26 protein-coding genes are annotated in these 23,192 nt (G+C 66.9%); 11 read left to right on the top strand and 15 right to left on the bottom strand.

All coding sequences use genetic code 11. The annotated features are described in order from the left end of the window. Positions 1 to 45: 45 nt before the first annotated feature. The 4 genes from AC3WLC_RS03355 to AC3WLC_RS03340 all read right to left on the bottom strand — a co-directional run bounded on the left by AC3WLC_RS03355 (position 46) and on the right by AC3WLC_RS03340 (position 3,932). Positions 46 to 990 (bottom strand): nucleoside hydrolase, encoded by a 945-nt coding sequence (locus tag AC3WLC_RS03355; RefSeq protein ID WP_493682508.1) that lies wholly within the window; start codon positions 988 to 990, stop codon positions 46 to 48. Then, positions 987 to 1,937: a nucleoside hydrolase gene (locus AC3WLC_RS03350; RefSeq protein WP_493682507.1), complete on the bottom strand. Its 951-nt coding sequence runs from the start codon at positions 1,935 to 1,937 to the stop codon at positions 987 to 989. Before AC3WLC_RS03350 ends, AC3WLC_RS03355 begins: the two co-directional genes overlap by 4 nt. Next, positions 1,934 to 2,959, bottom strand: a complete 1,026-nt coding sequence (locus AC3WLC_RS03345) for a LacI family DNA-binding transcriptional regulator (RefSeq protein WP_493682505.1) — start codon at positions 2,957 to 2,959, stop codon at positions 1,934 to 1,936. The genes AC3WLC_RS03350 and AC3WLC_RS03345 overlap by 4 nt, the downstream gene beginning before the upstream one ends. Before the next feature lie 427 nt (positions 2,960 to 3,386). Further along, positions 3,387 to 3,932 carry a MarR family winged helix-turn-helix transcriptional regulator gene (locus tag AC3WLC_RS03340; protein ID WP_493682504.1) on the bottom strand — a complete coding sequence of 182 codons (546 nt, stop codon included), beginning with the start codon at positions 3,930 to 3,932 and terminating at the stop codon, positions 3,387 to 3,389. Between the two features lie 100 nt (positions 3,933 to 4,032). On the opposite strand from AC3WLC_RS03340, the gene AC3WLC_RS03335 reads away from it, so the two are divergent. The 4 genes from AC3WLC_RS03335 to AC3WLC_RS03320 are packed head-to-tail and all read left to right on the top strand — an operon-like array spanning position 4,033 to position 7,792. Then, the gene (locus tag AC3WLC_RS03335) at positions 4,033 to 4,551 is read left to right on the top strand and encodes a flavin reductase family protein (protein WP_091837499.1); all 519 of its coding nucleotides are present in this window, start codon (positions 4,033 to 4,035) and stop codon (positions 4,549 to 4,551) included. Positions 4,552 to 4,576: 25 nt separating this feature from the next. After that, positions 4,577 to 6,040, top strand: a complete 1,464-nt coding sequence (locus tag AC3WLC_RS03330; RefSeq protein WP_493682503.1) for a 4-hydroxyphenylacetate 3-hydroxylase family protein — start codon at positions 4,577 to 4,579, stop codon at positions 6,038 to 6,040. Between the two features lie 20 nt (positions 6,041 to 6,060). Continuing rightward, positions 6,061 to 6,441, top strand: coding sequence for a cupin (locus AC3WLC_RS03325; protein WP_493682502.1), 381 nt, complete (start codon positions 6,061 to 6,063; stop codon positions 6,439 to 6,441). Between the two features lie 7 nt (positions 6,442 to 6,448). Continuing rightward, positions 6,449 to 7,792, top strand: a complete 1,344-nt coding sequence (locus AC3WLC_RS03320) for an amidase (RefSeq protein ID WP_493682501.1) — start codon at positions 6,449 to 6,451, stop codon at positions 7,790 to 7,792. Positions 7,793 to 7,804: 12 nt separating this feature from the next. Here AC3WLC_RS03320 and AC3WLC_RS03315 read toward each other — a convergent pair whose 3' ends face one another. Continuing rightward, on the bottom strand, positions 7,805 to 8,470 hold the full coding sequence (locus AC3WLC_RS03315) for a GntR family transcriptional regulator (protein WP_493682500.1): 666 nt from the start codon (positions 8,468 to 8,470) through the stop codon (positions 7,805 to 7,807). A gap of 56 nt (positions 8,471 to 8,526) precedes the next feature. Next, positions 8,527 to 9,213, bottom strand: coding sequence for a DUF2848 domain-containing protein (locus tag AC3WLC_RS03310; protein WP_493682499.1), 687 nt, complete (start codon positions 9,211 to 9,213; stop codon positions 8,527 to 8,529). Between the two features lie 188 nt (positions 9,214 to 9,401). Here AC3WLC_RS03310 and AC3WLC_RS03305 point away from each other — a divergent pair, with 188 nt between their 5' ends. The 5 genes from AC3WLC_RS03305 (at position 9,402) to AC3WLC_RS03285 (ending at position 13,987) form a co-directional block, all read left to right on the top strand. Beyond that, positions 9,402 to 10,694 (top strand): ABC transporter substrate-binding protein, encoded by a 1,293-nt coding sequence (locus tag AC3WLC_RS03305; RefSeq protein WP_493682498.1) that lies wholly within the window; start codon positions 9,402 to 9,404, stop codon positions 10,692 to 10,694. 71 nt (positions 10,695 to 10,765) lie between these two features. Next, positions 10,766 to 11,665 (top strand): branched-chain amino acid ABC transporter permease, encoded by a 900-nt coding sequence (locus AC3WLC_RS03300; RefSeq protein WP_493682497.1) that lies wholly within the window; start codon positions 10,766 to 10,768, stop codon positions 11,663 to 11,665. 5 nt (positions 11,666 to 11,670) lie between these two features. Beyond that, complete coding sequence (locus AC3WLC_RS03295) at positions 11,671 to 12,594, top strand: branched-chain amino acid ABC transporter permease (protein WP_493682496.1); 924 nt, start codon at positions 11,671 to 11,673, stop codon at positions 12,592 to 12,594. After that, positions 12,591 to 13,337 (top strand): ABC transporter ATP-binding protein, encoded by a 747-nt coding sequence (locus AC3WLC_RS03290; RefSeq protein WP_493682495.1) that lies wholly within the window; start codon positions 12,591 to 12,593, stop codon positions 13,335 to 13,337. Before AC3WLC_RS03295 ends, AC3WLC_RS03290 begins: the two co-directional genes overlap by 4 nt. Then, positions 13,337 to 13,987 carry an ATP-binding cassette domain-containing protein gene (locus tag AC3WLC_RS03285; protein WP_493682494.1) on the top strand — a complete coding sequence of 217 codons (651 nt, stop codon included), beginning with the start codon at positions 13,337 to 13,339 and terminating at the stop codon, positions 13,985 to 13,987. Before AC3WLC_RS03290 ends, AC3WLC_RS03285 begins: the two co-directional genes overlap by 1 nt. Before the next feature lie 6 nt (positions 13,988 to 13,993). On the opposite strand, the gene AC3WLC_RS03280 is transcribed toward AC3WLC_RS03285, so the two are convergent. The 9 genes from AC3WLC_RS03280 to soxY form a co-directional block, all read right to left on the bottom strand. Further along, on the bottom strand, positions 13,994 to 14,380 hold the full coding sequence (locus tag AC3WLC_RS03280; RefSeq protein WP_493682493.1) for a c-type cytochrome: 387 nt from the start codon (positions 14,378 to 14,380) through the stop codon (positions 13,994 to 13,996). Between the two features lie 69 nt (positions 14,381 to 14,449). Then, positions 14,450 to 15,724, bottom strand: coding sequence for an FCSD flavin-binding domain-containing protein (locus tag AC3WLC_RS03275; protein ID WP_493682492.1), 1,275 nt, complete (start codon positions 15,722 to 15,724; stop codon positions 14,450 to 14,452). 47 nt (positions 15,725 to 15,771) lie between these two features. After that, complete coding sequence (locus AC3WLC_RS03270) at positions 15,772 to 16,299, bottom strand: DsrE family protein (protein ID WP_493682491.1); 528 nt, start codon at positions 16,297 to 16,299, stop codon at positions 15,772 to 15,774. A 132-nt stretch (positions 16,300 to 16,431) separates the two neighbouring features. After that, positions 16,432 to 16,758: a c-type cytochrome gene (locus AC3WLC_RS03265; RefSeq protein ID WP_493682490.1), complete on the bottom strand. Its 327-nt coding sequence runs from the start codon at positions 16,756 to 16,758 to the stop codon at positions 16,432 to 16,434. Further along, positions 16,758 to 17,495 (bottom strand): c-type cytochrome, encoded by a 738-nt coding sequence (locus AC3WLC_RS03260; protein WP_493682489.1) that lies wholly within the window; start codon positions 17,493 to 17,495, stop codon positions 16,758 to 16,760. The genes AC3WLC_RS03265 and AC3WLC_RS03260 overlap by 1 nt, the downstream gene beginning before the upstream one ends. Beyond that, positions 17,479 to 18,753 carry a sulfite dehydrogenase gene (gene soxC / locus AC3WLC_RS03255; RefSeq protein WP_493682488.1) on the bottom strand — a complete coding sequence of 425 codons (1,275 nt, stop codon included), beginning with the start codon at positions 18,751 to 18,753 and terminating at the stop codon, positions 17,479 to 17,481. The genes AC3WLC_RS03260 and soxC overlap by 17 nt, the downstream gene beginning before the upstream one ends. Positions 18,754 to 18,796: 43 nt before the next feature. Then, entirely contained in the window at positions 18,797 to 20,494 is a 1,698-nt protein-coding gene (gene soxB, locus AC3WLC_RS03250) for a thiosulfohydrolase SoxB (RefSeq protein ID WP_493682487.1), read from the bottom strand. A gap of 213 nt (positions 20,495 to 20,707) precedes the next feature. Beyond that, the gene (gene soxZ / locus AC3WLC_RS03245; RefSeq protein WP_092160332.1) at positions 20,708 to 21,037 is read right to left on the bottom strand and encodes a thiosulfate oxidation carrier complex protein SoxZ; all 330 of its coding nucleotides are present in this window, start codon (positions 21,035 to 21,037) and stop codon (positions 20,708 to 20,710) included. Between the two features lie 43 nt (positions 21,038 to 21,080). After that, positions 21,081 to 21,545, bottom strand: coding sequence for a thiosulfate oxidation carrier protein SoxY (soxY, locus tag AC3WLC_RS03240; RefSeq protein WP_377013722.1), 465 nt, complete (start codon positions 21,543 to 21,545; stop codon positions 21,081 to 21,083). Positions 21,546 to 21,757: 212 nt separating this feature from the next. On the opposite strand from soxY, the gene soxA reads away from it, so the two are divergent. Together soxA and soxX are read left to right on the top strand one after the other, a co-directional pair. Beyond that, the gene (soxA, locus tag AC3WLC_RS03235) at positions 21,758 to 22,549 is read left to right on the top strand and encodes a sulfur oxidation c-type cytochrome SoxA (protein WP_493683123.1); all 792 of its coding nucleotides are present in this window, start codon (positions 21,758 to 21,760) and stop codon (positions 22,547 to 22,549) included. 12 nt (positions 22,550 to 22,561) lie between these two features. After that, positions 22,562 to 23,170, top strand: a complete 609-nt coding sequence (gene soxX, locus AC3WLC_RS03230; protein WP_493682486.1) for a sulfur oxidation c-type cytochrome SoxX — start codon at positions 22,562 to 22,564, stop codon at positions 23,168 to 23,170. Positions 23,171 to 23,192 lie beyond the last annotated feature (22 nt).

Genomic DNA, 23,192 nt, shown 5'->3' with positions numbered 1-23,192 from the left:
CAGTCTTGTTGTTGCGGGCAGCAGGCCAGTCGAAACCGGGCGCTTTCAGCCGCGCCCATAGCTCGCGATCGTCTCGATCACATGCCGGGTCGCGGCCGGCCCATCCATGCGGATACCGGCCATGACGTTGGCGCGCGGCGGCTCCGGCTCGTCCGGGCGGCGCGTGACATTGCGCTGGTCCGCCACGGTCATGCCGCGCAGCAGCGGGCTCGCCAGCTCGACCTGGATGTGGAACGGCTTGTGCTCGACGAGGTCCGGCCGCACGAAGGGCACGAAGGCGCTGGGGTCGTGCATCGGCGAGATCGGCTTGCCGTAGCGGGCTTCGTTGCGCCCGAGATAGAAGTCGAGCATGCCGGCGACGGTCTCCGGCACCGCCCCGCCCGCCTGCCGCAACATCTCGGCATGGCTGCGGTCGAGGATCGCCTGGCGGGTGAAGTTGAGGCCGGCGAGGTAGATTTCGGCATCGCAGGAGAAGACGGCCGCCGCCGCTTCCGGATCCTTCAGGATGTTCGCCTCGGCGTAAGGCGCGGCATTGCCGATATCGAGGCTGCCGCCCATGATCGTGATGCATTTCAGCCAGCGCGCCAGCCGCGGCTCGGTGCGCAGCGCCACCGCGACATTGGTCAGCGGGCCGATCGCCGCGAGCACCAGTTCGCCTTGCGCCTTCTTCGCCTGCTCGACGATCATCGTCACCGCATGCATGTCGACCGGCCGGCGCTTCGGCTCGGGCAGGTCGGCGCCGTCGAGGCCGCTGGCGCCATGGATCATCGACGGCGCGAAGCTGCCGACCAGCGGCGCGCCCATACCGCCGGCGACGGGAATGTCGAGCTTGGCGAGCTCGCAGATCTTCAGCGCATTGCGCGTGGTGTTCTCGACGATCGAGTTGCCGAACACCGTGCTCAGGCCGCGCAGCTCGAAATGCTTCGCCGCATAAAGGATGGCCATGGAGTCGTCATGGCCGGGATCGCAGTCGATGAGCAGCGGGATCATGGGCGGTCATATCCGAGGATGGTGTCGATGACGGCGTCGACGCAGGCCTCGCCGTCCACGGCGACGGCGACGTCGCAATTCGCCGGCCGGCTGGCGCCGGGCTGGTCATGGTCGCGGCGCATCGGCCGGCTGTCGCAGGCGGTCATCCCCCGCAGCGGGCCTTCGCCGAGCTCGATATGGACGGGCAGCGGCTGGAAGGTGATCAGCCCCGGCTTGACCAGCGGGATGACGGCGCAGGGATCATGCATCGCCGCGGTCGGCGTGCCGTAGCGCTCCTGCATCTTGGCAAGGTAGAAGGCCAGCAGGTCGGCCATTGCCGAAGAAACCCGCCCGCCACCCTGACGCAGCCTGGCGATATGGCGCTCGGCGATCCCCGCCTGGCGAGTGACGTTGAGCCCGACCATGCTGAGCGGCACACCGGCATCGAAGACGATCGCCGCCGCCTCGGGATCGCAGACGATGTTGAACTCGGCATAGGGCGTGCGGTTGCCGCTGGTGGTCGAGCCGCCCATGATCGCGATCGACTTGAGCCAGCCGGCGAGCCGCGGCTCCAGCCGCAGCGCCAGCGCGACATTGCTGAGCGGACCGATCGCGATCAGGCTGAGCTCGCCGGGCGCGGCCTTGGCGGTCTCGATGATGAAATCGACGGCATGCCGGTTCAGCGGATCGTAGCCGGGTGCCGGCAGCTCGGCGCCGTCGATGCCGGTCGCGCCATGGACATAGGCGCCGTCAAGCGGCGGCTCGATCAAAGCGCGGTCGAGGCCAGGCACGACGGGCAGCTTCAGGCCCGCCAGCGTGCAGATCGCCAGGGCGTTACGGGTCGAGTTCTCCAGCGAGGAGTTGCCGGCGACGGTGGTCAGCCCGACCACGTCGAGATGCTTGGCGGCGTAGAGGATCGCCATCGCATCGTCATGCCCGGGATCGCAATCGATGATGTAGCGGGTCATGCGGACCTTCCAGGGTTGGTTGCGGGCGTCACGGATAGGCGCTCGACCAGCACGGGTTCCAGCGCCAGCGTGGGCGGCAACGGCCGGCCATGGTCGAGCAGGCCGACCAGCAATTCGGCCGCCTTGACGCCGATGTCGTAGGCCGGCTGGCGGATGGTGGTCAGCGGCGGCGAGGTGAAGGCGGCGATGTCGATGTCGTCATAGCCGATGACCGCAAGGTCCTCCGGCACGCGCAGGCCGCGCTGCTGCGCCGCGCACATCGCGCCGATGGCGACGAGATCGTTGAAGCAGAAGATCGCATCCGGCCGGTTCGCGCCGCAGCGCTCGAGCAGCGCGGCCATCGCCGCATGGCCGCCGCCGACGGTAAGGTCGGACTCGATCATCAACGCCGGATCGAGCGGCCTGCCCGCCTCCGCCAGCGCCGCCGCGAAGCCGGCGAGGCGCTCGGCGCTGCGCGGATGCTCGGCCGGGCCGGTGATGCAGCCGATGCGGGCGAAGCCTTTGCCCGCCAGATGCGCCCCGGCGAGCCGGCCGCCCAGCAGGGAATCGTCGTTGATCAGGCAGTCGACGCGCGGGATCGTCGTGTCGAGCGCGATGATCGGCACCGTCCTGATCTGCTCAAGCCGGCGGAAGAAATCCGAGCTGGCATTGCTGGTCATCACCAGCAGAGCGTCGATCCGCTTCATCATCAGCGTGCGCAGATAGGCGGTGAGCTTCTGCGCGACATCGCCGGAATTGCACAGCATCAGGCTGTAGCCGCGGTCGAAGCAGCCGGTCTCGACGCCACGGATCACCTCGGCGAAGAACGGGTTCGTCGAGCTGGTGACGATCATGCCGACGGTATGGGTGCGGTTGCTCTTCAGCGCCCGCGCCACGCCGCTCGGCTGATAGCCGAGCTGCTCGATCGTCGCCTGGACCTTCTCGATCGTATCCGGATTCACATGGCGCGTGCGGTTGACCGCATGGGACACCGTGGTCACAGAGACCCCGGCCGCACGGGCGACGTCCTTGATCGTCACCATCGGCCGTACCCACGGCCGGAAAGGTCGCTGCGGGAGCGCAGCCCGACTTTCAGCCCGGCGCGGCGGCGCACGCTGGAAAACCGGCAATGACGCGCCAACAGAGCCTCCCGCTGCGGCTCGAAGGCCGCCTTGAGGGGAGGATAGCGATACAAAACGTTTGCGCAAACGTTTTGTATCGCCAAAACAGCGAAGATTCGGCAACTTTCGCGTGCTGAACCCGCCTCATCTCAAGCGATGATAATGTTCAGAAGCGTGCCGACAGGCGCGATCTCATACCGACGGCCCCTAAGACAGACCGATGTTGGTTTGCCGTCATTGCGAGCGTAGCGAAGCAATCCAGGAGCGGCAGCGCTCCACATCCCCCTGGATTGCTTCGTCGCTTTCGCTCCTCGCAATGACGATGGGTCCGTCTCAGGGGCCATTGGTATCAGTCGCGCGCCTGCGCCTCCCCGCCGGCGACGATATGGTCGGCGAGATGGATCGCCTGCTTCGCCCCGCGAGCGAGCCGCCGCATGATGCCGCTCAGCAGCTCGAAATCGGCGCGGTCGAGCGAGGCGAACAGCGCATCGTTCACCGGCCGCTGCAGTGCAGCCAGGCGCTCCAGCATCTCCGCACCTAGCGGCGTCACCGAGAGATTGACCCGGCGCTTGTCGCTGGCATGCGGCTGCTTGGCCACGAGCCCGCCCTTCACCAGCTTGTTCACCTCGATGGTGACGAAGGCGCCGCTGAGATGCAGCCGCTCGGCGACTTGCGCCACGCCCACCTCGCCGACGGCCGCAGCGCGGTTGATCGCGATCATGATCAGATATTGCGGCGGGGTCAGCCCGATATAGGCAGCGAAGCGCGCCCTCGCCTCCTCCAGCCGGCCGCCGAAGGCGAAGAAATCGTAGAGCAGGTCGCGGAAGCGAGCATCGCTGCCGCCATCCAGCAAATCCGGCTTGGCCACGGTCATGCGCCGGTTCTCGCTCGACATGGTTTGGTCGTCCTCAAGGGCCGTTGACTCACTCTAATAGCTTTGCTACAAAGCTATCTAACAAGCATATATCGCAAATGCAACCGGAGAGGAGGGGACGATGGACGCCAAGGCCTTCAGGCAATCCCTGGGCGAGTTCGCCACCGGCGTCGCGGTGATCACCGCGCAGGGCAGTGGCGAGGAGCTCATCGGCATGACCATGAGTTCGTTCAACTCCGTTTCGATCGATCCGCCGCTCGTCCTGTTCAGCGTCGACAGGCGGGCGAACAGCCTGCCGGCCATGCTTGAGGCCAAGGGCTTCGCGGTCAATGTGCTGGCGCGCGAGCAGGAGCACATATCCAACCGTTTCGCCCGCGCACTCGGCGACAAATGGTCCGAGACCAGGCGCAGCGTCGGTCACGCCCAGGCGCCGCTGATCACCGGATCGCTCGCCCATTTCGAATGTGAGCCCTACGCCAATCACGACGGCGGCGATCACGTCATCTTCCTGGTTCGGGTGCTGCGCCACACCGTGCGCCCCGGCACTCCCGCGCCCCTGATCTTCTTCCGCGGCCGCTATCGCGACCTCGTCGACGAGACCCAGCGCGAGCCGTCCTGGCCGCTGCCCATCCACTACTGACTCCAGAAACAGCGAGGAGAGCCCCATGACCAAGACCGGACAGCAGCATCTGGCCAGCATCCGCGACGACCGCTCGATCTATATCGACGGCGCCAAAGTCGAGGACGTCACCACCCACCGCGCCTTCCGCAATGTCGCGCAGTCGGTCGCCGGCCTGTTCGATTTCGCCGGCGATGCCTCGCGGCGCGATCTCATGACCTTCGAAACCGAGACCGGCGGCCGCGCCAACCGGATCTGGCAGCTGCCGACCTCCTATGCCGACCTGGTCGAGCGGCGCCGGGCGCTGGAGGCCTGGACCGCGATCCATGGCGGCTTCCTCGGCCGCGCCCCTGATCACGTCGCCTCCTGCATCTCCGGCATGCGCATGGGCCTGCCGGTGTTCGAGGGCTACGACCCGGCCCGCGCCGCGGCGCTCGAAGCCTATTACCGCCATGCCCGCGACAACGACCTCTACCTCACCTATGTCATCATCAACCCGCAGGCCGACCGCTCCAAGAACGCCGCCGAGCAGGCCGATCCCTTCCTGACCGCCGGCGTGGTCGACCGCGATGCCGAGGGCATCACCATCCGCGGCGCCAAGATGCTGGCGACCGGCGGCGTCGTCGCCAACGAGGTCTTCGTCACCACGATCCAGCCGATGCAGCCGGGCGAGGAGCGCTACGCCGTCTCCTTCGCCATCCCGATGAACAGCAAGGGCCTGAAGATGCTCTCGCGCAAATCGTATGAGGCGCAGGCGGGCTCGATCTTCGACAACCCGCTGGCCAGCCGCTACGACGAGAACGACGCGGTGCTGTTCTTCGACGACGTCAAGGTTCCGTGGGACCGCGTCTTCATCGATGGCAGCGTCGAGATGTGCCAGAAGCAGTTCCACGCGACACCGGCGCATGTCTACCAGAACTACCAGGCGATGATCCGCCTCAAGGTGAAGCTGCAATTCCTGATGGGCATCGCCCATCGCACCACCCAGACCAACGGCATCACCCAGTTCCCGCAGGTGCGCGAGACCCTCGGCCAGCTCGCCGCCGAGGCGGCGATGGTCGACGCCTTCGTCAACGCCATGGAGGCCAAGGGCACGCAGGCCGGCCCCTACTTCGTGCCCGACCGGCACATGCTCTATTCGGCGCAGGTGCTGACCCAGCAGATGTATCCGAAGATCCTGAACTCGCTGCGCGAGCTCGCCGGCGGCGGCATGATCATGCTGCCCTCCTCGATCGCCGATTTCGCCAATCCCGAGATCGCGGCGATCATCGAGAAGACCCAGCAGTCGCCGGCGGCGAATTCGCATGACCGGGTGAAGTTCTACAAGCTCGCCTGGGACGCGGTCGGCTCCGAATTCGGCTCGCGCCACCACCAGTATGAGATGTTCTATGCCGGCGCGACCTTCGTGACGAAGGGCCACTCCTTCCGCACCTATGACTGGAGCAAGGCCGGCGGCATCGTCCAGTCGATGCTCGACTCCTACGACCTCGACACCAAATCGGCCGCCTGAGCCGGCGAAAGGATCGCATCATGCCCGTCAACAAGAGCCATGACGAATTCTACACCCTCGACCTGTCCAAGGGCTGGGAGGTGCCGGCCGGCTACCCTGCCGGCATCCAGCAGAAGATCCTGTCGGGCGCCCTCGACGAGGTGAACAATCGCGGCACCCGCACCCGCCTGCTGCGCTTCCAGCCCGGCGTCTACACCACCGCGCCGTTCTCCCATGACTATTGGGAGGAGGTCTATCTGATGGAAGGCGACCTCACCGTCGGCAACGACGCCGACGGCAATGGCGGCGAGAGCTTCCCGCCGCACACCTATGCGGTGCGCCCGCCGCATGCCCCGCATGGGCCGTTCAAGTCCGAAAAGGGCTGCATCCTGCTCGAAATCCACTATTTCGATCCGGTCTGAACCAGCCATGATGCCGACCCTCGCCAATCTCGCCGACGATCTCGCCTCGGGACGGACGCGCTCGCTCACCCTCGTGCGTGAAGCGCTCGACCGGATCGAGGCACGCGATGGCGAGGGCCGGCTCGCTTTCATAAGGGTTCATCGCGAGGCCGCGCTCGCCGCCGCCGAGGCGATGGACCGCCTGCGGGCCGCCGGGCTCGCGCCCTCGCCCTTCGCCGGCATTCCGATCTCGGTGAAGGACCTGTTCGACCTTGCCGGCGAGCCGACGCCGGCGGGCTCGGTGGTGCTCACCGATGCCAAGCCAGCTGAGCGCGACGCACCCGCGATCGCGCGCCTGCGCCGTGCGGGCTTCGTCGTCATGGGCCGCACCAATATGAGCGAGTTCGCCTTTTCCGGGCTCGGCCTCAACCCGCATCACGGCACGCCGGCTTCGCCCTATGACCGCGCGAGCCGCCGCATCCCCGGCGGCTCCTCCTCGGGCGCCGCCGTCTCGGTCGCGGACGGGATGGCGGCCGCCGGCATCGGCTCCGACACCGGCGGCTCCTGCCGCATCCCCGCCGCGCTCTGCGGCATCGCCGGCTACAAGCCGACCGCGGCGAGCGTGCCGCTCGACGGCGCGTTTCCGCTCTCGCAGAGCCTCGATTCGATCGGCCCGCTCGCCAGGAGCGTCGCCTGCTGTCGCGCCCTGCACGAGATCATGAGCGGAGCAGAGCTGCCGAAGGTCGTGGCCAGTCTGTCAGGCCTGCGCATCGCCGTGCCGCAGACGGTCGCGCTCGACGGGCTCGATGCGACTGTCGCCACGCACTTCGCGCGGGCGCTCACCACCCTGTCCAGGGCCGGCGCTCAGATCATCGAGCAGCCTTTCGCGCGCTTTGCGGAGGTCGCCCGGATCAACGCCAAGGGCGGCTACGCCGCGGCCGAATCCTATGCGCATCACCGCGCCCTGATCGCGGCAAAGGGCGAGGGCTACGATCCGCGCGTGCGCCAGCGCATCCTGCGCGGCGCCAACCAGGACTGCGCCGACTATATCGAGCTGCTGCGCGCCCGCGCCGCCTTCGTCGCCGCCCAGCGCGAGGAGGCCTCGGCCTTCGACGTGCTGGCGCTGCCGACCGTGCCGACGATCGCGCCGACCATCGCCGAATGCGATGCCGACGACGAGGCCTTCACCCGCCTCAACCTCTCGATGCTGCGCAACCCGACCCTGATCAACATGATGGACGGCTGCGCCATCTCGCTGCCGATGCATCGGGCAGGCGAGGCGCCGACCGGGCTGATGCTGGCACGGGCCGGCGGCGAGGATGCGGCCTTGTTCGCGATCGCGGCGGCGGCCGAGGTGGCGCTTACGGGCTGAGCCGGCTAGAGCTCACCCCTGCCGGGTGATGTTGGCGCGGAAGGATTCGATATGCGCCCGCATCGCCCGCTCGGCCTCGTCCGCGTCCTGCCGGGCGATGCCCTCGACGATGGCGGCATGCTCGTCGCAGATGCGCGAATGCTGCTCGTTGGTGCTGAGCGAGATGAACCACATCCGTGCCGAGCGCTCGTGCAGGTTCCGCAGCAGGTCGCTCATCACCGGGTTGCGGGCCGAGCTGGCGATGATCGCGTGGAACTCCTGGTCGAGATCGGCGATCGTCTCGATGTCGCGCGCCTGCGCCGCCTGCCGCATCGCCTCGAGATTGCGCCTGAGCTGGGCCGGCACCTCGGGACTTGCCCGCTCGGCGGCGACGCGCACGCAGTAGGTCTCGTTGACGATGCGCGCATCGATGATGTTGAGGATCTCGTCGAGGCTGACCGGCTTCACGATCGTGCCCTTGCGCGGCATCACCTCGACCAGCCCGTCATTGAGCAGGCGGTCGATCGCCTGCCGGATCGGCGTGCGGCCGATGTCGAGCTGCGTGCTCAAAGCCGGCTCGCTCAGGATCTCGCCTGGCCGCAGCCCGGTGGTGATGATCAGGCGCTTGATCGCATGATAGGCTTGGTCGCGCAGCGAGACATGGCGCTGCGCGTCCTTGGGCTTGTCCAGAAGTGTCACGTTAGGTCGCACCGCGTCTGAGGTCGCCGCCATCGTCCTTCCGGAGGCCGGGGCGATCAACCCCGGATCGGCAGAATCTTGAGGTCGTAGCCGAAGCGGATGCTGCGGCCCAGGACCGGATCCTCCAGCTCGCCTTCAAAGCGGCTGGCCATCTGGATGCCGCCGATCGCCGGCATGGTGCCGCCGAAGATCGCCGTGCCCTCGGGCAGCGCAGCCTTGCCGTTGAAGCCGCGGATCAGGTCCTCCGGCGCGAGCAGGCCCGAGATCGGCCCCTCCTGATAGAGCCGGCGCTCGCCGTCGATCACCGCGAAGCTGCGCAGGATCAGCTCGTCCCAATGGCCGGCGACCTCCTCATAGGGCCAGACGGTCGCGGCGACCGGCTTGTCGCAGACCTGCTTGGAGACGCTGATGCCATAGGTCTCGACCTGGCGGTCGGTGTGGTCGGAGCCGACGCCGACATAGGTCTTGCCGCCGCAGGCGAACAGCACGGCCTCGACCTCGCCGCTGCTATTGGCGCCGACATCCTCGATGACCGGGTCGGTGGTCAGCCGGGCGGCGGCGACGCGGTAATAGACCGGCGTCGAGGTCGGCCGCTTCACGCCGAGCGCCTCCAGCTCGGCCATGTGGTGCTCCATCGCCGCCTTGTCGCGCCCGGCCCAGCCGCCGATCACCAACTCGTCGATCGCCGCGGTCAGCGGGCTGGAGCCGGTCCGGCTCTCCACCGTCAGTGCCAGGGTCTTCATCGCCTCTCGCCTTCCCGAAATCGCGCTGCCCGTTCGCCGGGCAGCCTGCCCAAAAAAACTTCGCGGCTCCTCTATAAAAATCCTTGTGAAGTTTCACAAGGATTTTTATAGAGATTTCCAAGCGCCGCAGTTGCGCAGGGACGGCGACGGCGTCCGGGCAGGGCACCGATCGGAAACGGAGAGGAAAGATGATCAGATCAGCTTGGATGGCCGCTCTGGCGGTCTCGTTCGGTGCGCTCGCGGGCTCGGCGCTCGCGCAGGAGAAGCCGGCTTCGCTCGGCCTCGGCGTGCTGACCTTCACCTCGGGCCCGGCCGCCGCCTATGGCATGCCCGGCAAGAACGCCGCCGAGCTGATGATCGACATGATCAACGCCCGCGGCGGCATCGGCGGCGTGCCGCTGAAGGCGACCTATGTCGACGAGGCGCAGGGCACGCAGGGCGTGATCGCCGAATATCGCCGCCTCGCCGAGGACAAGGGCAACCAGGTGATGATCGCGGCGCTGTCGAGCGCCAACTGCCTGGCGCTGGCCCCGCTCGCCGAGCAGATGCAGGCCCCGACGATCGGCTGGAACTGCGACACGCACCAGCTCCTGCTCGACGGCAAGAGCAAGTATTATTTCCGCCCGAACGGCAACACGATTCCGGAATTCGTCGCCTACGCGCTCTATCTCCTGCAGCGCAAGCCGGACGTGAAGCGGATCGCCATCGTCAATCCCGACTACGCCTTCGGCCATGACGCGGCGCTGATCTTCAAGACCGCGATGAAGGCGCTGAAGCCCGATGTCGAGGTCGTGGCGGAGCTGTTCCCCAAGCTCGGCTCCGCCAATTTCCAGACCGAGATCTCGAAGCTCTCCGCCTCGCGGCCGGATGTGGTGTTCTCCAATCTCTGGGGCGCCGATCTCGAGAACTTCGTGCGCCAGGCCCAGCCGCGCGGGCTGTTCACCTCGAGCCAGGTCGTGCTGGCGCTGGGCGAGACCGTGCTGCAGCGCGCCAACCTGCCCGAGGGCGTGATCGTCGGCGTGCTCGGCGACGGCTGGTGGATGTCGCCCGACGCCAAGGCCAATGGCGTGACCAAGGCCTTCGTCCAGGCCTATGAGAAGCGCTATGGCGAATACCCGGTCTTCCCGGCGATCAAGATGGCCAACGCGATCATCTACATGAAGGCCGCCTATGAAACCGCGCTGAAGAAGAGCGACGGCAAATGGCCGAGCCGCGACGAGATCGCCGATGCCATGCGCGGCAGCACGGTCAAGACGCTGACCGGCACCACCGTGACCCGCAAGGACAATGACGGGCTCGTCGATCAGGTCGTCGGCGTCACCGCCAAGTCGCCCGACTACAAGTTCCCGGTGATCGGCGGCATGGTCCGCTACAAGGGCGACACGCTGATGCCGCCCCAGGGCGAAGACGCGATCAAGTGGGTGGGCACGCTGAGCCCGGCCTTCCTCGCCGCCCAGCCCAAGCCCGGCAGCTACCAGTAAGCCCCGTAGGCGGGAGGCGCGTCCACGCCCTCCCGCCCCTCTTTCCCAGTCATCAATCCCAGGTGCCGCTCATGTTCGACACCCTGATTCCGCTCGCCGTCGACGGCCTTGCCAGCGCGGCGCTGATCTTCTTCGTCGCTGTCGGGCTGACCCTCGTCTTCAGCGTGCTGCGCGTGCTCAACGTCGCGCATGGCAGCTTCTATGCGATCGGCGCCTATGTCGCCGCCTCGATCGGGCTGTGGATCGCCAGCGCGAGCCTGAACCCCTGGCTCTCCTTCCCGGCCCTCGTCTTCAGCGCGGCAATCGTCGCAGGTTTGTTCGGCCCGCTGGTCGAGCGCTGCCTGATGCGCTGGACCTATGGCAAGTCGGAAGCGATCCAGATCCTCGTCACCTTCGGCCTGTTCCTGATCCTGGAAGACCTGCAGCGCATCGTCTTCGGCGTGCGCTCGCTCGCCGAGGACACGCCGATGCAATTGCTCGGCTCGACCGAGATCGGCGGCGTCGTCTACCTCAACTACCAGCTGCTGCTGATCGGCCTCGCCGTCATCGTAGTCCTCGGCCTGCGCATCCTGCTCACGAAGACCCGGATCGGCCGGCTCGTCACCGCCGTCGTCGCCGATCGCGAGATGGCGCAGAGCATCGGCATCAACACCAACCGCGTCTTCATCCTCTCCTTCACGCTCGGCGTCTTCCTGGCGGCGCTCGGCGGAGCGCTGGCGACGCCGACCGCGGGCGCGGCCCCCGGCCTTGGCGCCGAGACCATGGTGCTCGCCTTCGCCGTTGCCGCCATCGGCGGGCTCGGCCAGATCGAAGGCGCGGCGCTGGCGGCGATCATCGTCGGCCTTGCCCGCGTGCTCGCCATCTATTTCGCGCCATCGCTCGATGCGGTCGCCCCCTACATCGTCATGCTCGTCGTGCTGCTGGTCCGCCCCTATGGGCTGTTCGGCCAGGCGGCGACCCGGAGGATCTGACCGCCATGCGCGCCGCCCTCTTCCTCGTCGCCCTCGCGGCGCTGGCGCTCGCGCCGATCGCCGCGCCCTGGCTGCAATTCGTGCTGACGCTCGCCGTCGCCAAGGGCTTTGCCGCGCTCGGCGTCGCCGTGCTGCTGCGCGGCGGGCTGATCTCGATCGGCCATGCCATGTTCTACGCCGTCAGCGCCTATGCCATCGCCTTCCTGGCCCGGGCCGGGCTGAACGAGTTCGTGGTGCTGCTCCTGCTCGGCACGCTCGCCTCGGCGCTGGCCGGCCTGCTCGTCGGCGCCTTCCTGGTGCGCTACCGCGCGATCTTCTTCGCCATGCTGAACCTCGCCATGTCGATGGTGCTCTACGCGCTGCTCTCCAAGCTCTACGGCATCACCGGCGGCACGGATGGCTTGCGCCTGGCGGTGCCGCGCTTCTTCGGCCTGGCGCTCGACAAGGCGAGCTTCGACACCGCGCTCTATTATGCCGGCCTGGTGCTGATGGTCGGCGTCGGCTACGGCGTGCAGCGCTACCTTGCGAGCCCGCTCGGCCAGGCGCTCGCCGCCGTGCACACCAACGAGCTCAGGCTCGAATATCTCGGCGTTCCCGTCCGCATCGTCCTGCTGATCGCCTACACGATCTCGGCCGCGCTCGCCGGCATCGGCGGGGCGATCGCGGCGATGGCGATCGGCCATATCCTGCCCGAATTCGCCTTCTGGACGGCGTCCGGCCATCTCGTCCTGGTCGCGGTGCTCGGCGGCATCGGCGGCGTCGCCGGCCCCTTCATCGGCTCGCTCTTCCTCGAAGTGCTGCACACGCTCGCGGTCGGCGTCACCGATGCCTGGAACCTGATCATCGGCGTCGCGCTGATCGGCGTCATCTTCTTCCTGCCGAGCGGGCTCTACGGCCTGCTCCGGCGCCGCAGCGGAGAACCGGCATGACGACGCCCCTCCTCCAGGCCAAGGACCTGCGCATCTCCTTCTACGGCGTGCAGGCCGCCGACGGCGTCAATCTCGAGATCCGCGAGGGCGAGTTCCTCGCCATCATCGGCCCGAACGGCTCCGGCAAGACGACCTTCCTCAATCTCTGCACCGGCTATCTCCGGCCGAGCTCGGGCGAGGTCTATCTCGACGGCAACCCGATCACCGCCATGGCGCCGCGCACGATCGCCAGGCGCGGCATCGCCCGCGCCTTCCAGATCCCGCAGCTCTTCCTCGACCAGACGGTTCTCGACAACCTGATGATCGCGGTCGCGGCCAAGCGCGGCATCTGGGTGCCGTTCAAGGCGCTGGGCGCCGATGGGCGGCGGCGCGAGGCGGAAGAGCTGCTGGCGCTCGTCGGGCTCGACGGCGAGGCCGGGCAGCTCGCCGGCGCGCTGCCTGAGGGGCGGCGCAAGCTCCTCGACATCGTCATCGCGCTGGCGCTGAAACCGCGCCTCGTCCTGCTCGACGAGCCAACCAGTGGCGTCAGCACGATCGAGCGCTTCACCTTGATGGAGACGCTGATGGCAGCGCTGCGCCGCGCCAAAGTCACGGCGCTGTTCGTCGAGCACGACATGGACGTGGTGCAGCGCTACGCCGACCGCGTCGTCGTCTGGGATTCCGGCTCGGTGATGGCGGAAGGGCCGCCCTCCGAGGTGTTCAAGGACGAGCGCGTGCTGCGCAATGTCGTGGGAGTGGCGTGATGCTGCGCATGGAAGGCGTGACCGTCGCGATCGCTGGCGTGCAGGTGCTGCGATCGGTGTCGCTGGGGCTGACCTCCGGCAAGACGACGATCCTGATCGGCCGCAACGGCGCCGGCAAGACGACGACGCTGCGGGCGATCATGGGACTTCTGCCGGTCGAGGCTGGCGCGGTCCATCTCGACGGCCAGGAGATCGGCACGACACCGGCCTATCAGCGCGCCGCACAGGGCATCGGCTATGCGCCGGAGGACCGCCGGCTGGTGCCGGAGTTCACCGTCGAGGACAACATCCTGCTGCCGGCGCTGGCGCTCTCCTTGCCGGCGGCCGAGCGCGCACGGCGGCTCGACGAGGTCTATAAGCTGCTGCCGCAGCTCCACACCATGCGCAAGCGCCCGGGCGGCGGCGTCTCCGGCGGCCAGGGCAAGATGGTGGCGCTCGGCCGGGCGCTGATGGTCGCCCGCACGGCGCTGCTGCTGGACGAACCCTTCCAGGGCCTCGCCCCGGCGCTGGCGCTTGACTATGCGCGCACGCTGGGCGAACTCCGGCGCGGCCGGCCGGACCTTGCCATCCTGATCACGGAATCGACGCCGGCGCTGCTCGACGCGATCGCCGACGAGACGCTGCAGATCGAGCGCGGCGCCATAAACTGAGCCGGCTTACAGCTTCTTGCCGTCCTTGTCGAACTGCTTGAGGAAGGCGGTGAGATCGGCAATTTCCTTGTCGTTCTTGATGCCGGCGAAGACCATCTTGGTGCCGGGGATCTTGGCCTTCGGGTCCTTGATGTATTCGGCGAAGGCCGCCTCGTCCCAGGTGATGTTCGCGCCCTTGTTGGCGGTCGAATAGCTGTAGCCCTCGACCGCGCCGGTATGGCGTCCGAACAGCCCGTTGAGCTGCGGGCCGACCAGGTTCTTGGCGCCCTCGCCGATCTGGTGGCAGGCCCGGCACTTGTTCCAGGAGCGCTCGCCGGCGGAAATGTCCTGCGCCTGGGCGCTGGTGGCGAGGAAGGTGGCGGCGAAGGCAGCGGCGGCGACAGGCAGTTTCATGCGTTTTGGATCCTGAGAAGGAAGGAAAACTCGGCGCGGGCTCCCGAGGCGGCCGCGCGGTGAATGGCTTCAGCTGAACATGTCGGCGGTGATCGCCGCGTACCAGCCGATGTTCTCGGCCTGGTTCTCCTTGCGCAATTCGGCGCTCTCGCGCGGCTGCGAGACGAAGGTCTCACTCGCCGCGATCTTGCCGTCCTTCGGCTCGTAGCGGCCGCCGACCTTTATGGTGTCGTCGGTCTCGATCAGCGACCAGCAGGTGTTGATGTAGCGCGCCGGGAAGGTACGGGCACCGGCGAGCTCGCCGCGGATCACCATCGCCGCGACCTTGGCCTGGCTGTTGGCGGAGAAGGCGGATTTCGGCATGTCGCCGGCGATGCAGGCGTCGCCGAGCACGAAGATGTTGGGATCGGCAACCGACTTCATCGAGGCCGGATCGATGGTGCAATAGCCACCCGCCGGCGCCAGGCCCGCCGAGCGGGCGATCTCGCCGGCCATCTGCGCCGGGATGACGTTGACGAAAGCACTGTCCTTGTAGGTCTCGAAGCCGGTGACGACGGTGTTGGTCTTGGGATCGACCGACTTGATGCCGTCATGCACCTTCGGCCCGAGCCATTCGATCATCGCGCCATAGTGCTTCTCCCAGCCCTCCTGGAAGACGCCCTGCTTCGAGAAGCTGTCCTTCGGATCGAGGATGAAGATCTTGCAGTCGCGCTTGCCGCTCGCCTTGAGCACATGGGCGAACATCGAGGCGCGCTCATAGGGGCCGGGCGGGCAGCGATAGGGATTGGGCGGGGCGATCATCACGATCGTGCCGCCGTTCGGCACCGCGTCGAGCTTCTGCCTGATCAACTGCGTCTGCCGGCCGGGCTTCCAGCCATGTGGCATGGCTTCCTCGACCTCCTTCGACCAGCCGGGCACGGAATCGTATTTCAGGTCGATGCCGGGCGAGACGACGAGCCGGTCATAAGGCAGGCGATCGCCGGTGGAGAGCACGACCTCCTTCTTGTCGCGGTCGATCTGGGTGGCGCGGGCGCGGGCCAGCGCGATGCCATGGTTCTTCGCCAGAGCGTCGTAGCGATGGCTGATGTCCTCGTAAGACTTGAAGCCGCCGATGAAGAGGTTGGAATGGAAGCAGGTGTGGTAGACCTCGTTCTCCTCGACCAGCGTCACGGCGATGGCGCCGGCTGAATCCTTGGCGATGTACCGTGCCGCGGTCGCGCCGCCGGCTCCACCGCCGATCACCACGACGCGCGGCTTGGCCTGGCCGAGCACGGCGGGCGAGGCGATGGCAAAGCTGCCGGCGGCGGCAAGGCCCGACAGGAATGTGCGGCGGCTGGTCGACATGGTTCCCTCTCCCCTTGCCATTGTGCGCGACAGATTTCGTCCAGGCCCTAGCCGACCTTCAGATAGGCGAAGCCCTTGCTCTGCATCGCCGCGACGGCGGCGACGCCCGACGGCACGAAGCCGACGAACTCGGCCTTGCGCGCCTTGCTCTTGTCGATCTTGAGGCGGGAGAAGGTGATCTCGCAGAGATGAACCTTCAGCCCGTTCTTGGCGACATCCTCGACCCGCTCGAAGATCTTCGGGATCGCGGCCGCCTCCTCGCTCCAGCTCGTGCCCTCGAAATTCTCCAGGAAGAACTTCACCCCGGCGCCATGCGCGACGATGGCAAGCTGCAGCGCGAACGGATCGGCGCCATAGGCGGAATAATGGTTGGCGATGTTCTGCAGCATCTGGATGAAGCGCTGCGGCTCGCCGAAATCGCAATGATAGAGGCAGGCGACGTCGGCCTCCTTCTTGAGGTCGGCGAGCGCCGTCTGCCGGGGCGCTGCAAGCACCGGCGTGGCCGCCGCGACCACGCCGCTGGCCGCCGCCAGCATCAGCACCCGGCGCGAGGCCTGCTGGGTTTCCTCCGACATCGTGTCCTCCTCGGCTCGGGCCATATGCCCGGCTATGGCTGGAGACGGATCCGATCAGGTTGTTCCAACCTGATCGGTGAATCCGTCTCCCACTCTGAGTTGGAGCCCGTTCCGGTTAGCTTGCGGCGCAAGCTAATCGGAACGGGCTCCAGGCTTCAGACTCTCGTAGTAGGCTGCCAGCGCCGCGATCTCCTCGCTGGAGAGCCGCGCCACGACCGCCTGCATCACCTGGTTGTCACGCTGGCGCTCGCGATAGGCGTTCATCAGCGCGACGAACTGCTCGACCGGATGGCCGACAATGGCCGGAATGCCACCGACCTGCTTGCCGCTGCTCTGGTGGCAGCTCGTGCACTCGGAGGAGAGGTATTCCCCCAGCGCCTTGTCGCCGGCGGCGTTCGCCGGCGCGCAGGCCAGCAGCAGCCCGAGCACCGCCAGACGAACGGCGCCGGCCTCCCGCATCAATCGACCTTCGGCGCGGTCTTGGAATCCGGCGTGACGTCGAGGATCACCGCCCGTCCGGTGATCTTCACCTCCGGCTTGCAATTGGTCATGCACGGCTCCTTGCCCCAGAAGGCCTTCTCCGTGGTCTCGCGGTCGTCGTCATAGAAGGCCGCCGCGTTCGGCAGCTTCACCGAGGTGAAGTTCTTATCGGACAGTTCGAAGTCCTCGTCCTTCACGATGTCGTTCAGATAGAGCAAATAGGCGGTGACGGCGTAGAGCTCGTCCGGCGACAGCGACTGGGCGTTGCCATAGGGCATGGCGCGGCGGACATAGTCGAACACGGTCGAGAGATCGGGCCAGAACGAGCCGATCGTCTTCTCCGGCCGGTCGGATTTCAGCGAGCCCATGCCGCCGGCCAGCACCGGCCAGCGGTTATTGCCCTGGCCGAATTCGCCATGGCAGCTGGCGCATTGCGCCTGGAAGATCTCGTCGCCCTGCTTGACCGTGCCCTTGCCGGGCGGCAGGCCCTTGCCGTCGGGGCGCACGGAGATGTCCCAGGCCTTGATCTCCTCCGGCAGCGCCTCGCGGCCGAGACCGAGCTTGGCTACCGGCGCGGGAGCCGGAGCAGCCTTGGCCGGCGGATGCGCCTGCGCCTGCTTGGCAGCCGGCTTGGTCTGGGCGATCAGCGGCGCGGCGGCCAGGACGGCGATCGCCGCAAGGCCCGCGAGCAGAGCGGGATTAACCGATCTCGACATTCTCGGTCTCCCCGTTCGCCTTCACATGCCAGGTCTGGATGCCGTTGTTATGGTAGATCGAGTTGGTGCCGCGGATCTTGCGCAGCTCCTCCTTGGTCGGCTGGAGATAGCCGGTCGAATCCATGGCGCGCGACTGGATCAAGAGGTCCTGCCCGTTCCAGTCGAAATCGACATAGAAGCGGGTCAGCGACTTATCGAGCACCGGCCCGTCGATCCTCGCGTGCTGCCAGTTCTTGCCGCCGTCGAGGGTGACGTCGACGCGCTTGATCGTGCCGCGCCCGGACCAGGCGAGGCCGGAGAGGACGTTGCGGCCCTTCTGCTTCAGCGGCGCCTGCGGCGACGGATTGGTCACCACCGACTTGGCGTCCATGAAGAAGGTGAAGCGGCGCGAGCGGCCATCGGCGAGGAGATCGGTGTATTTCGAGGTCTCCTCGCGCGCCTGCCAGGGCTGGTCGCCGACCTCGATGCGCCGGAGCCATTTGACCCAGAGATTGCCTTCCCAGCCGGGGATCACGGCACGCAGCGGATAGCCCTGCTCGGGCCGCAGCGCCTCCCCGTTCATGGCGAAGGCGATCAGTGTGTCGTCGAGCGCCTTCTCAAGCGGCAGCGAGCGGTTCATGCCGGAGGAATCGGCGCCTTCCAGCATCAGCCATTTGGCATTGGCCTTCACGCCCGCCTCGGCCAGCAGCACCTTCAGCGGCACGCCGGTATACATGACGTTGTGGACCATGCCGTGGGTGAACTGGCAGCCATTGAGCTGCGCGCCACGCCACTCCATGCCGGAATTCGCGGCGCATTCGAGGAAGTGGATGCGGTTCTGCCGCGGCATCCGCTTGATGTCTTCCATGGTGAAGACCAGCGGCTTGTCGACCAGGCCATGGATCATCAAACGGTGATTGGCCGGGTCGATATCGGCAATGCCGCCATGATGGCGTTCGAAGCAGAGGCCGGACGGGGTGATGATCCCGTCGAGCTCATGCAGCGGCGTGAAGTTGACCGAGGATTCCGGCGAAGCCGTCAGCCAGGAGACGTCGCGGCGGATCACGTTCTTCTCGAAGCGCGACGGCGTGCCATAGGGCCGCTTGTCGACGCCCTCGCCGAGATAGCGGCTCCAGTCCTGGACCTCGGTGATCAGCGGGTCGGGCTTGCCGGCTTCAGCGCGGGCGAGCCCGGTGCCGGCGAGGCCGGCTCCGGCGAGTGCCGCCCCGCCGAGGAAGCGGCGGCGGCTCAGCGGATCGGGTTTTGCGGGAGAGGTCATGCCTCGTCTCCTTGGCTTTCGACGAGCGTGATGGCGGAGGCGCTCATGCCCCGCTCACCTTCACGGCGTCGTTCGGCTTGATGGTGATGGTCTTGGTCGCCGTGATGTGGTCGCGGACCACGTCCCAGATCGGCGGTCCCTGCGTGCCTTCGTTGACGCTGGCCCAGCCGGCGACGACGTATTTGCGGGAAGCGTCGATCGGCTTGCCGGATTTCAGATGCGTCAGGCCGGAGATGCGGCTGCCCATCGGCTTGCCGACATCGATGGCGTAGCCCATGCCGCCGATGCGGACCATGTCGCCGCCGCCCTGGAAATAGGGGTCGGGGTGGAAGATGTTGTCGGCGACGTCCTCGAGGATCTCCTTGAGCTGCGCGCCGGTCATCTCCATCCGGTAGCAGTTCGGATAGGTGATCGCGGTCGCATTGCTGATCGCCTCCCAGGTGATCGCCTCGCCCGGCAGGAGCGAACCGCCCCAGCGGAAGCCGGGCGAGAGCGCGATCTCGGCGTCGCGCTGCGAGAGCATGGCGTCACAGATCAGGTCGTCGAAGCTGCCGTTGAAGTTGCCGCGCCGGTAGAGCAGCGACTCGGTGCGACCGATCTCCTTGGCGAGTTCGGCGACATAGGGCGCGCGCAGCTTGGTGACGAGCGCCACCATCTCCGGATCGGGCGCGATCGCATCGGCGAAGACCGGCATCAGCTTGAAGCGGATATCGGCGACCTTGCCGTCCTTCACCGCGATATCGAGGCGCGAGACGAACTTGCCATGCGAGCCGGAGGCGACGAGCACGGTCTCGCCGACCCGGATCAGCCCGGGCATGGCGTCATGGGTATGGGCGGTCAGGATGATATCGAGGCCCTTGACCCGGCTCGCCAGCTTGCGGTCGACGTCGAAGCCGTCATGCGAGAGCAGCACGACGATCGCGGCGCCCTCGGCACGGGCTTCCTCGACCTGCTTCTGCAGCTCGTCCTCGCGGATGCCGAATTCCCACTCCGGGAACATCCAGCGCGGATTGGCGACGGCGGTGCGCGGCAGCGCCTGGCCGATCACCGCGACCTTGACGCCGCCCTTCTCGAAGACCTTGCGCGGCGGGAAGACCGGCTCGTTCCATTCCTTGTCGCGGATGTTTTGCGCGAGGAAGGCGAAGGGCGCGGCCTCGACGATCTCCTTGACCCGCTCGGCGCCGAGCGTGAACTCCCAATGCGAGGTCATCGCGTCGAGCTTCAGGGCCGACATCACGTCGACCATGTCCTGGCCCTTGGTCTGGAGCGAGCTCCAGCTGCCCTGCCAGGTGTCGCCGCCGTCGAGCAGCAGGACCTTGTCGTTGCCGCGCTCGGCCCGAACCGCCTTGACCAGCGTCGCGATCCGGTCGAGCCCGCCCATCCGGCCATAATTGCGGGCGAGCGCGACGAAATCGTCCGAGGTCAGCGCGAAGGCGTCGGCCGAGCCGGCGGCGATCTTGAAATGCTCGCGGAAGGCCGCGTCGGTCAGGTGCGGCGGCAGGCCCTTGACCTCGCCGACGCCGAGATTGACCGCCGGCTCGCGGAACTGCAGCGGCATCAATTGGGCGTGGATATCGGCCACATGCAGGATGGTGACCTGCCCCTGCGGCTCGAAGCGCAGGATATCGGCCTGCGACAGCTTCTGCTGGGCGGCGGCGCGCCCGAGCGGGCCGAGGCCGGAGCCGGCAGTCAGAGCCGCGGCGACCGCCGTCGCCTGCAGGAAGTCTCGTCTCGAGATCATAACTCATCCTTTGGATGCGCGCACATCGCGATCCAGGGGTTCAATCGAGTTCTTTCCCGCCATTCCGGGGCAGGCCGACAGGCCTGAGCCCGGAATCCAGAACCGATGCGCCCTCTCACAAGGGCTGAACGCTCGGCGTACCATCTCCGGAACCCGTATCGGTTCTGGGTTCCGGGCTCGCCGCTGCGCGGCGCCCCGGAATGACGGTTGGCGTTAGCCGACCGTCAGCTTGTTCTTGGCGGTGTATTCGGAGCCGTTGTCATCCTTCCAGGTGAAGGTGAATTCGCCCGATTCCGTCGCCTTGAAGAAGAAGGACTGGTAGGGATTGGCCGAGATCGCCGGGAACCAGTCGGCCGAGAACACCGGCTTGCCGTTGAAGCTCGCCGAGAACTTGTTGATGATCTGGCGCGGGATGGTCTCGCCCTTGGCGTCCTTGCGCTGGCCGGATTCCATCTCGTGCGAGATCAGCGTCTTGATCTCGATCATCTCGCCGGCGGCGGCCTTGGCCGGAACGCGCACACGGGGTGTGGGCTTGGTGGTCATTTCAGTTTCCTCGCCTTGTTCTGTTCGATGACGATGCCGGGCGTCAGCCGCCACAGCCGCCGATCGTGACCTTGATGTTGGCCTTGGCCGTGTGCAGCGCGCCGTTCGACATCTCGGCGACGCAGATGATGTCCTGCGTCTGCGCGAGGCGCATGCGCGTCGCGGCCGAGGCCTTTCCGCAGGCCGGGGTGAACTGGTAGCTGACGACGCCCGGCTGGGGGTTGCCCTCGGCGAAGACGTGCACGGCCTTGACGTAGTCGGCCTCGGTCATCGGGCTCTCGATCTCGACATTGATCGGCACGACCAGGCCGTTCTCGGCAATCTCGGGCACGTCGAGCTTGATCTTGCCGGAGGCCATCGGCTTGTCGCCGTAGAGCTTCTTGATCTCAGCGGCGACGGTCTTCTCGTCGGCGAAGGCGAGCTTCGGCGCGATCGCGGCCGCGGCGAGAGCCCAGGCGGCGGCCTTCACCGCATCGCGGCGCGACAGCGTCGACGGTTGGATCTGCATGCGGGGCTCCTCCCTGGAATTCGTCTCGTTTTAACGCTTGACGGCGCCGCGCCGGGTCGCCAATCATTTGCACGTATCGTGATATTGTTTTTTGTGAATGTAAAGCCCCCGAGAGGGCCGGCAACGAGATCGCAGGATAAGCGGTCCCGGAGGAAACGAAAGGGCTAGGGATGAAGCTTCCGATCCTCGGAGCGGCCGCGCTGGCGGCCGTGATGATCATGACGGCCGGGCCGTTGACCGCCCAATCCCCACCGCAGGACGACAGCGAGAAGGAGATCGAGCGCTATCGCCAGATGCTCTCGGATCCGTTCTCGAATCCGGGTTTCCTCGCGGTCGATCGCGGCGAGGCGCTCTGGGCCGAGAAGCGTGGCACCAAGGGCGTTTCGCTGGAGGGCTGCGACCTCGGTGAGGGGCCGGGCAAGCTCGAGGGCGCCTTCGCCAAGCTGCCGCGCTATTTCGCCGATGCCGACAAGGTGATGGATACCGAGCAGCGCCTGCTCTGGTGCATGGACAAGCTGCAGGGGCTCGACACCAAGGAGGTCGTCCTGCGCCGCTTCTCGGGTCCGGCGCGGGCTTCCGACATGGAGGACCTCGTCGCCTTCATCGCCAACAAGTCGAGCGAGATGAAGATCCAGCCGCAGCTCTCCCATCCCAAGGAGAAGGAGATGGCGGCGGTCGGCGAGGCGCTGTTCTACACCCGTGGCGGCGTCAACGACTTCTCCTGCGCCACCTGCCATGCCGAGGAAGGCAAGCGCATCCGCCTGCAGGGCCTGCCCAACCTCTCGGTCAAGGGCAAGACCGCGCAGGAGACGATGGGCTCGTGGCCGACCTACCGGGTCTCGCAGAGCGCGCTCCGGACGATGCAGCACCGGCTTTGGGACTGCTATCGCCAGCAGCGCTGGCCGGTGCCGGAATACGGCTCGGAAGCCCTGACCGCGCTCACCGTCTTCCTGCAGAAGCAGGCCGAAGGCGGCGAGATCAAAGTCCCGTCGATCAAGCGCTAAAGGGGAAACGTGATGATCAGGACACTCATTCCCCTGGCGGCCTTGCTGGTCGCCACAGGGTCCGCCACGGCCGAGGAGCGTCCGGCCCAGGCCGTGATCGACGCCTATATCAAGTCGACCTTCGGCAAGGCCTCGGCCGAATGGCAGGCCAGGATCAAGCCGGACGATTCACTGGCGGTCTGCAACACGACCCGCAACAACCCGTCCTCGGCCGACTCCGAGGCGATGCTGAAGCGCGAGAGCGCCCGCGTCGTCTATCCCGCCGACGGCAAATTCCTCGGCGACTGGAAGAAGGGCTATCAGGTCGCCAACAACGGCCGCGGCGGCCAGTTCTCCGATCCGCCCGGCACGGTCGCCGGCGGCAACTGCTTCGCCTGCCACCAGCTCGATCCCAAGGAGGTCAGCTACGGCACGCTCGGCCCGAGCCTGTCCGCGTACGGCAAGGATCGGAAATACGATCCCGAGACGATCAAGGACGCCTACACCAAGATCTACAATTCGATGGCGGTGGTGCCCTGCTCGAACATGCCGCGCTTCGGCGTCAACAAGGTGCTGGACGAGCAGCAGATCAAGGATGTGATGGCCTATCTGTTCGATCCGGAATCGCCGGTGAACAAGTAGGGGCGGCCGGCATTGCGGCCAC

It is taken from the genome of Allobosea sp. GW821-FHT03A12 (assembly GCF_058986765.1).
Note: the sequence above shows the minus strand (reverse complement) of the source record. Positions and strands in the feature narration are given on the sequence as shown.

What these genes read in the sequence shown, in the direction of transcription:
- soxA (WP_493683123.1), top strand. Translation starts at nt 21,758, where the DNA reads ATGATCATGACGGCCGGGCCGTTGACCGCCCAATCCCCACCGCAGGAC.
- AC3WLC_RS03270 (WP_493682491.1), bottom strand. Translation starts at nt 16,299, where the DNA reads ATGTCGGAGGAAACCCAGCAGGCCTCGCGCCGGGTGCTGATGCTGGCG.
- AC3WLC_RS03285 (WP_493682494.1), top strand. Translation starts at nt 13,337, where the DNA reads ATGCTGCGCATGGAAGGCGTGACCGTCGCGATCGCTGGCGTGCAGGTG.
- AC3WLC_RS03275 (WP_493682492.1), bottom strand. Translation starts at nt 15,724, where the DNA reads ATGTCGACCAGCCGCCGCACATTCCTGTCGGGCCTTGCCGCCGCCGGC.
- AC3WLC_RS03350 (WP_493682507.1), bottom strand. Translation starts at nt 1,937, where the DNA reads ATGACCCGCTACATCATCGATTGCGATCCCGGGCATGACGATGCGATG.
- soxC (WP_493682488.1), bottom strand. Translation starts at nt 18,753, where the DNA reads ATGACCTCTCCCGCAAAACCCGATCCGCTGAGCCGCCGCCGCTTCCTC.
- AC3WLC_RS03265 (WP_493682490.1), bottom strand. Translation starts at nt 16,758, where the DNA reads ATGCGGGAGGCCGGCGCCGTTCGTCTGGCGGTGCTCGGGCTGCTGCTG.
- AC3WLC_RS03280 (WP_493682493.1), bottom strand. Translation starts at nt 14,380, where the DNA reads ATGAAACTGCCTGTCGCCGCCGCTGCCTTCGCCGCCACCTTCCTCGCC.
- AC3WLC_RS03260 (WP_493682489.1), bottom strand. Translation starts at nt 17,495, where the DNA reads ATGTCGAGATCGGTTAATCCCGCTCTGCTCGCGGGCCTTGCGGCGATC.
- AC3WLC_RS03330 (WP_493682503.1), top strand. Translation starts at nt 4,577, where the DNA reads ATGACCAAGACCGGACAGCAGCATCTGGCCAGCATCCGCGACGACCGC.
- AC3WLC_RS03345 (WP_493682505.1), bottom strand. Translation starts at nt 2,959, where the DNA reads ATGGTGACGATCAAGGACGTCGCCCGTGCGGCCGGGGTCTCTGTGACC.
- AC3WLC_RS03355 (WP_493682508.1), bottom strand. Translation starts at nt 990, where the DNA reads ATGATCCCGCTGCTCATCGACTGCGATCCCGGCCATGACGACTCCATG.
- AC3WLC_RS03340 (WP_493682504.1), bottom strand. Translation starts at nt 3,932, where the DNA reads ATGTCGAGCGAGAACCGGCGCATGACCGTGGCCAAGCCGGATTTGCTG.
- soxB (WP_493682487.1), bottom strand. Translation starts at nt 20,494, where the DNA reads ATGATCTCGAGACGAGACTTCCTGCAGGCGACGGCGGTCGCCGCGGCT.
- AC3WLC_RS03305 (WP_493682498.1), top strand. Translation starts at nt 9,402, where the DNA reads ATGATCAGATCAGCTTGGATGGCCGCTCTGGCGGTCTCGTTCGGTGCG.
- soxZ (WP_092160332.1), bottom strand. Translation starts at nt 21,037, where the DNA reads ATGACCACCAAGCCCACACCCCGTGTGCGCGTTCCGGCCAAGGCCGCC.
- AC3WLC_RS03320 (WP_493682501.1), top strand. Translation starts at nt 6,449, where the DNA reads ATGATGCCGACCCTCGCCAATCTCGCCGACGATCTCGCCTCGGGACGG.
- AC3WLC_RS03325 (WP_493682502.1), top strand. Translation starts at nt 6,061, where the DNA reads ATGCCCGTCAACAAGAGCCATGACGAATTCTACACCCTCGACCTGTCC.
- AC3WLC_RS03295 (WP_493682496.1), top strand. Translation starts at nt 11,671, where the DNA reads ATGCGCGCCGCCCTCTTCCTCGTCGCCCTCGCGGCGCTGGCGCTCGCG.
- AC3WLC_RS03310 (WP_493682499.1), bottom strand. Translation starts at nt 9,213, where the DNA reads ATGAAGACCCTGGCACTGACGGTGGAGAGCCGGACCGGCTCCAGCCCG.
- AC3WLC_RS03290 (WP_493682495.1), top strand. Translation starts at nt 12,591, where the DNA reads ATGACGACGCCCCTCCTCCAGGCCAAGGACCTGCGCATCTCCTTCTAC.
- AC3WLC_RS03300 (WP_493682497.1), top strand. Translation starts at nt 10,766, where the DNA reads ATGTTCGACACCCTGATTCCGCTCGCCGTCGACGGCCTTGCCAGCGCG.
- soxX (WP_493682486.1), top strand. Translation starts at nt 22,562, where the DNA reads ATGATCAGGACACTCATTCCCCTGGCGGCCTTGCTGGTCGCCACAGGG.
- soxY (WP_377013722.1), bottom strand. Translation starts at nt 21,545, where the DNA reads ATGCAGATCCAACCGTCGACGCTGTCGCGCCGCGATGCGGTGAAGGCC.
- AC3WLC_RS03335 (WP_091837499.1), top strand. Translation starts at nt 4,033, where the DNA reads ATGGACGCCAAGGCCTTCAGGCAATCCCTGGGCGAGTTCGCCACCGGC.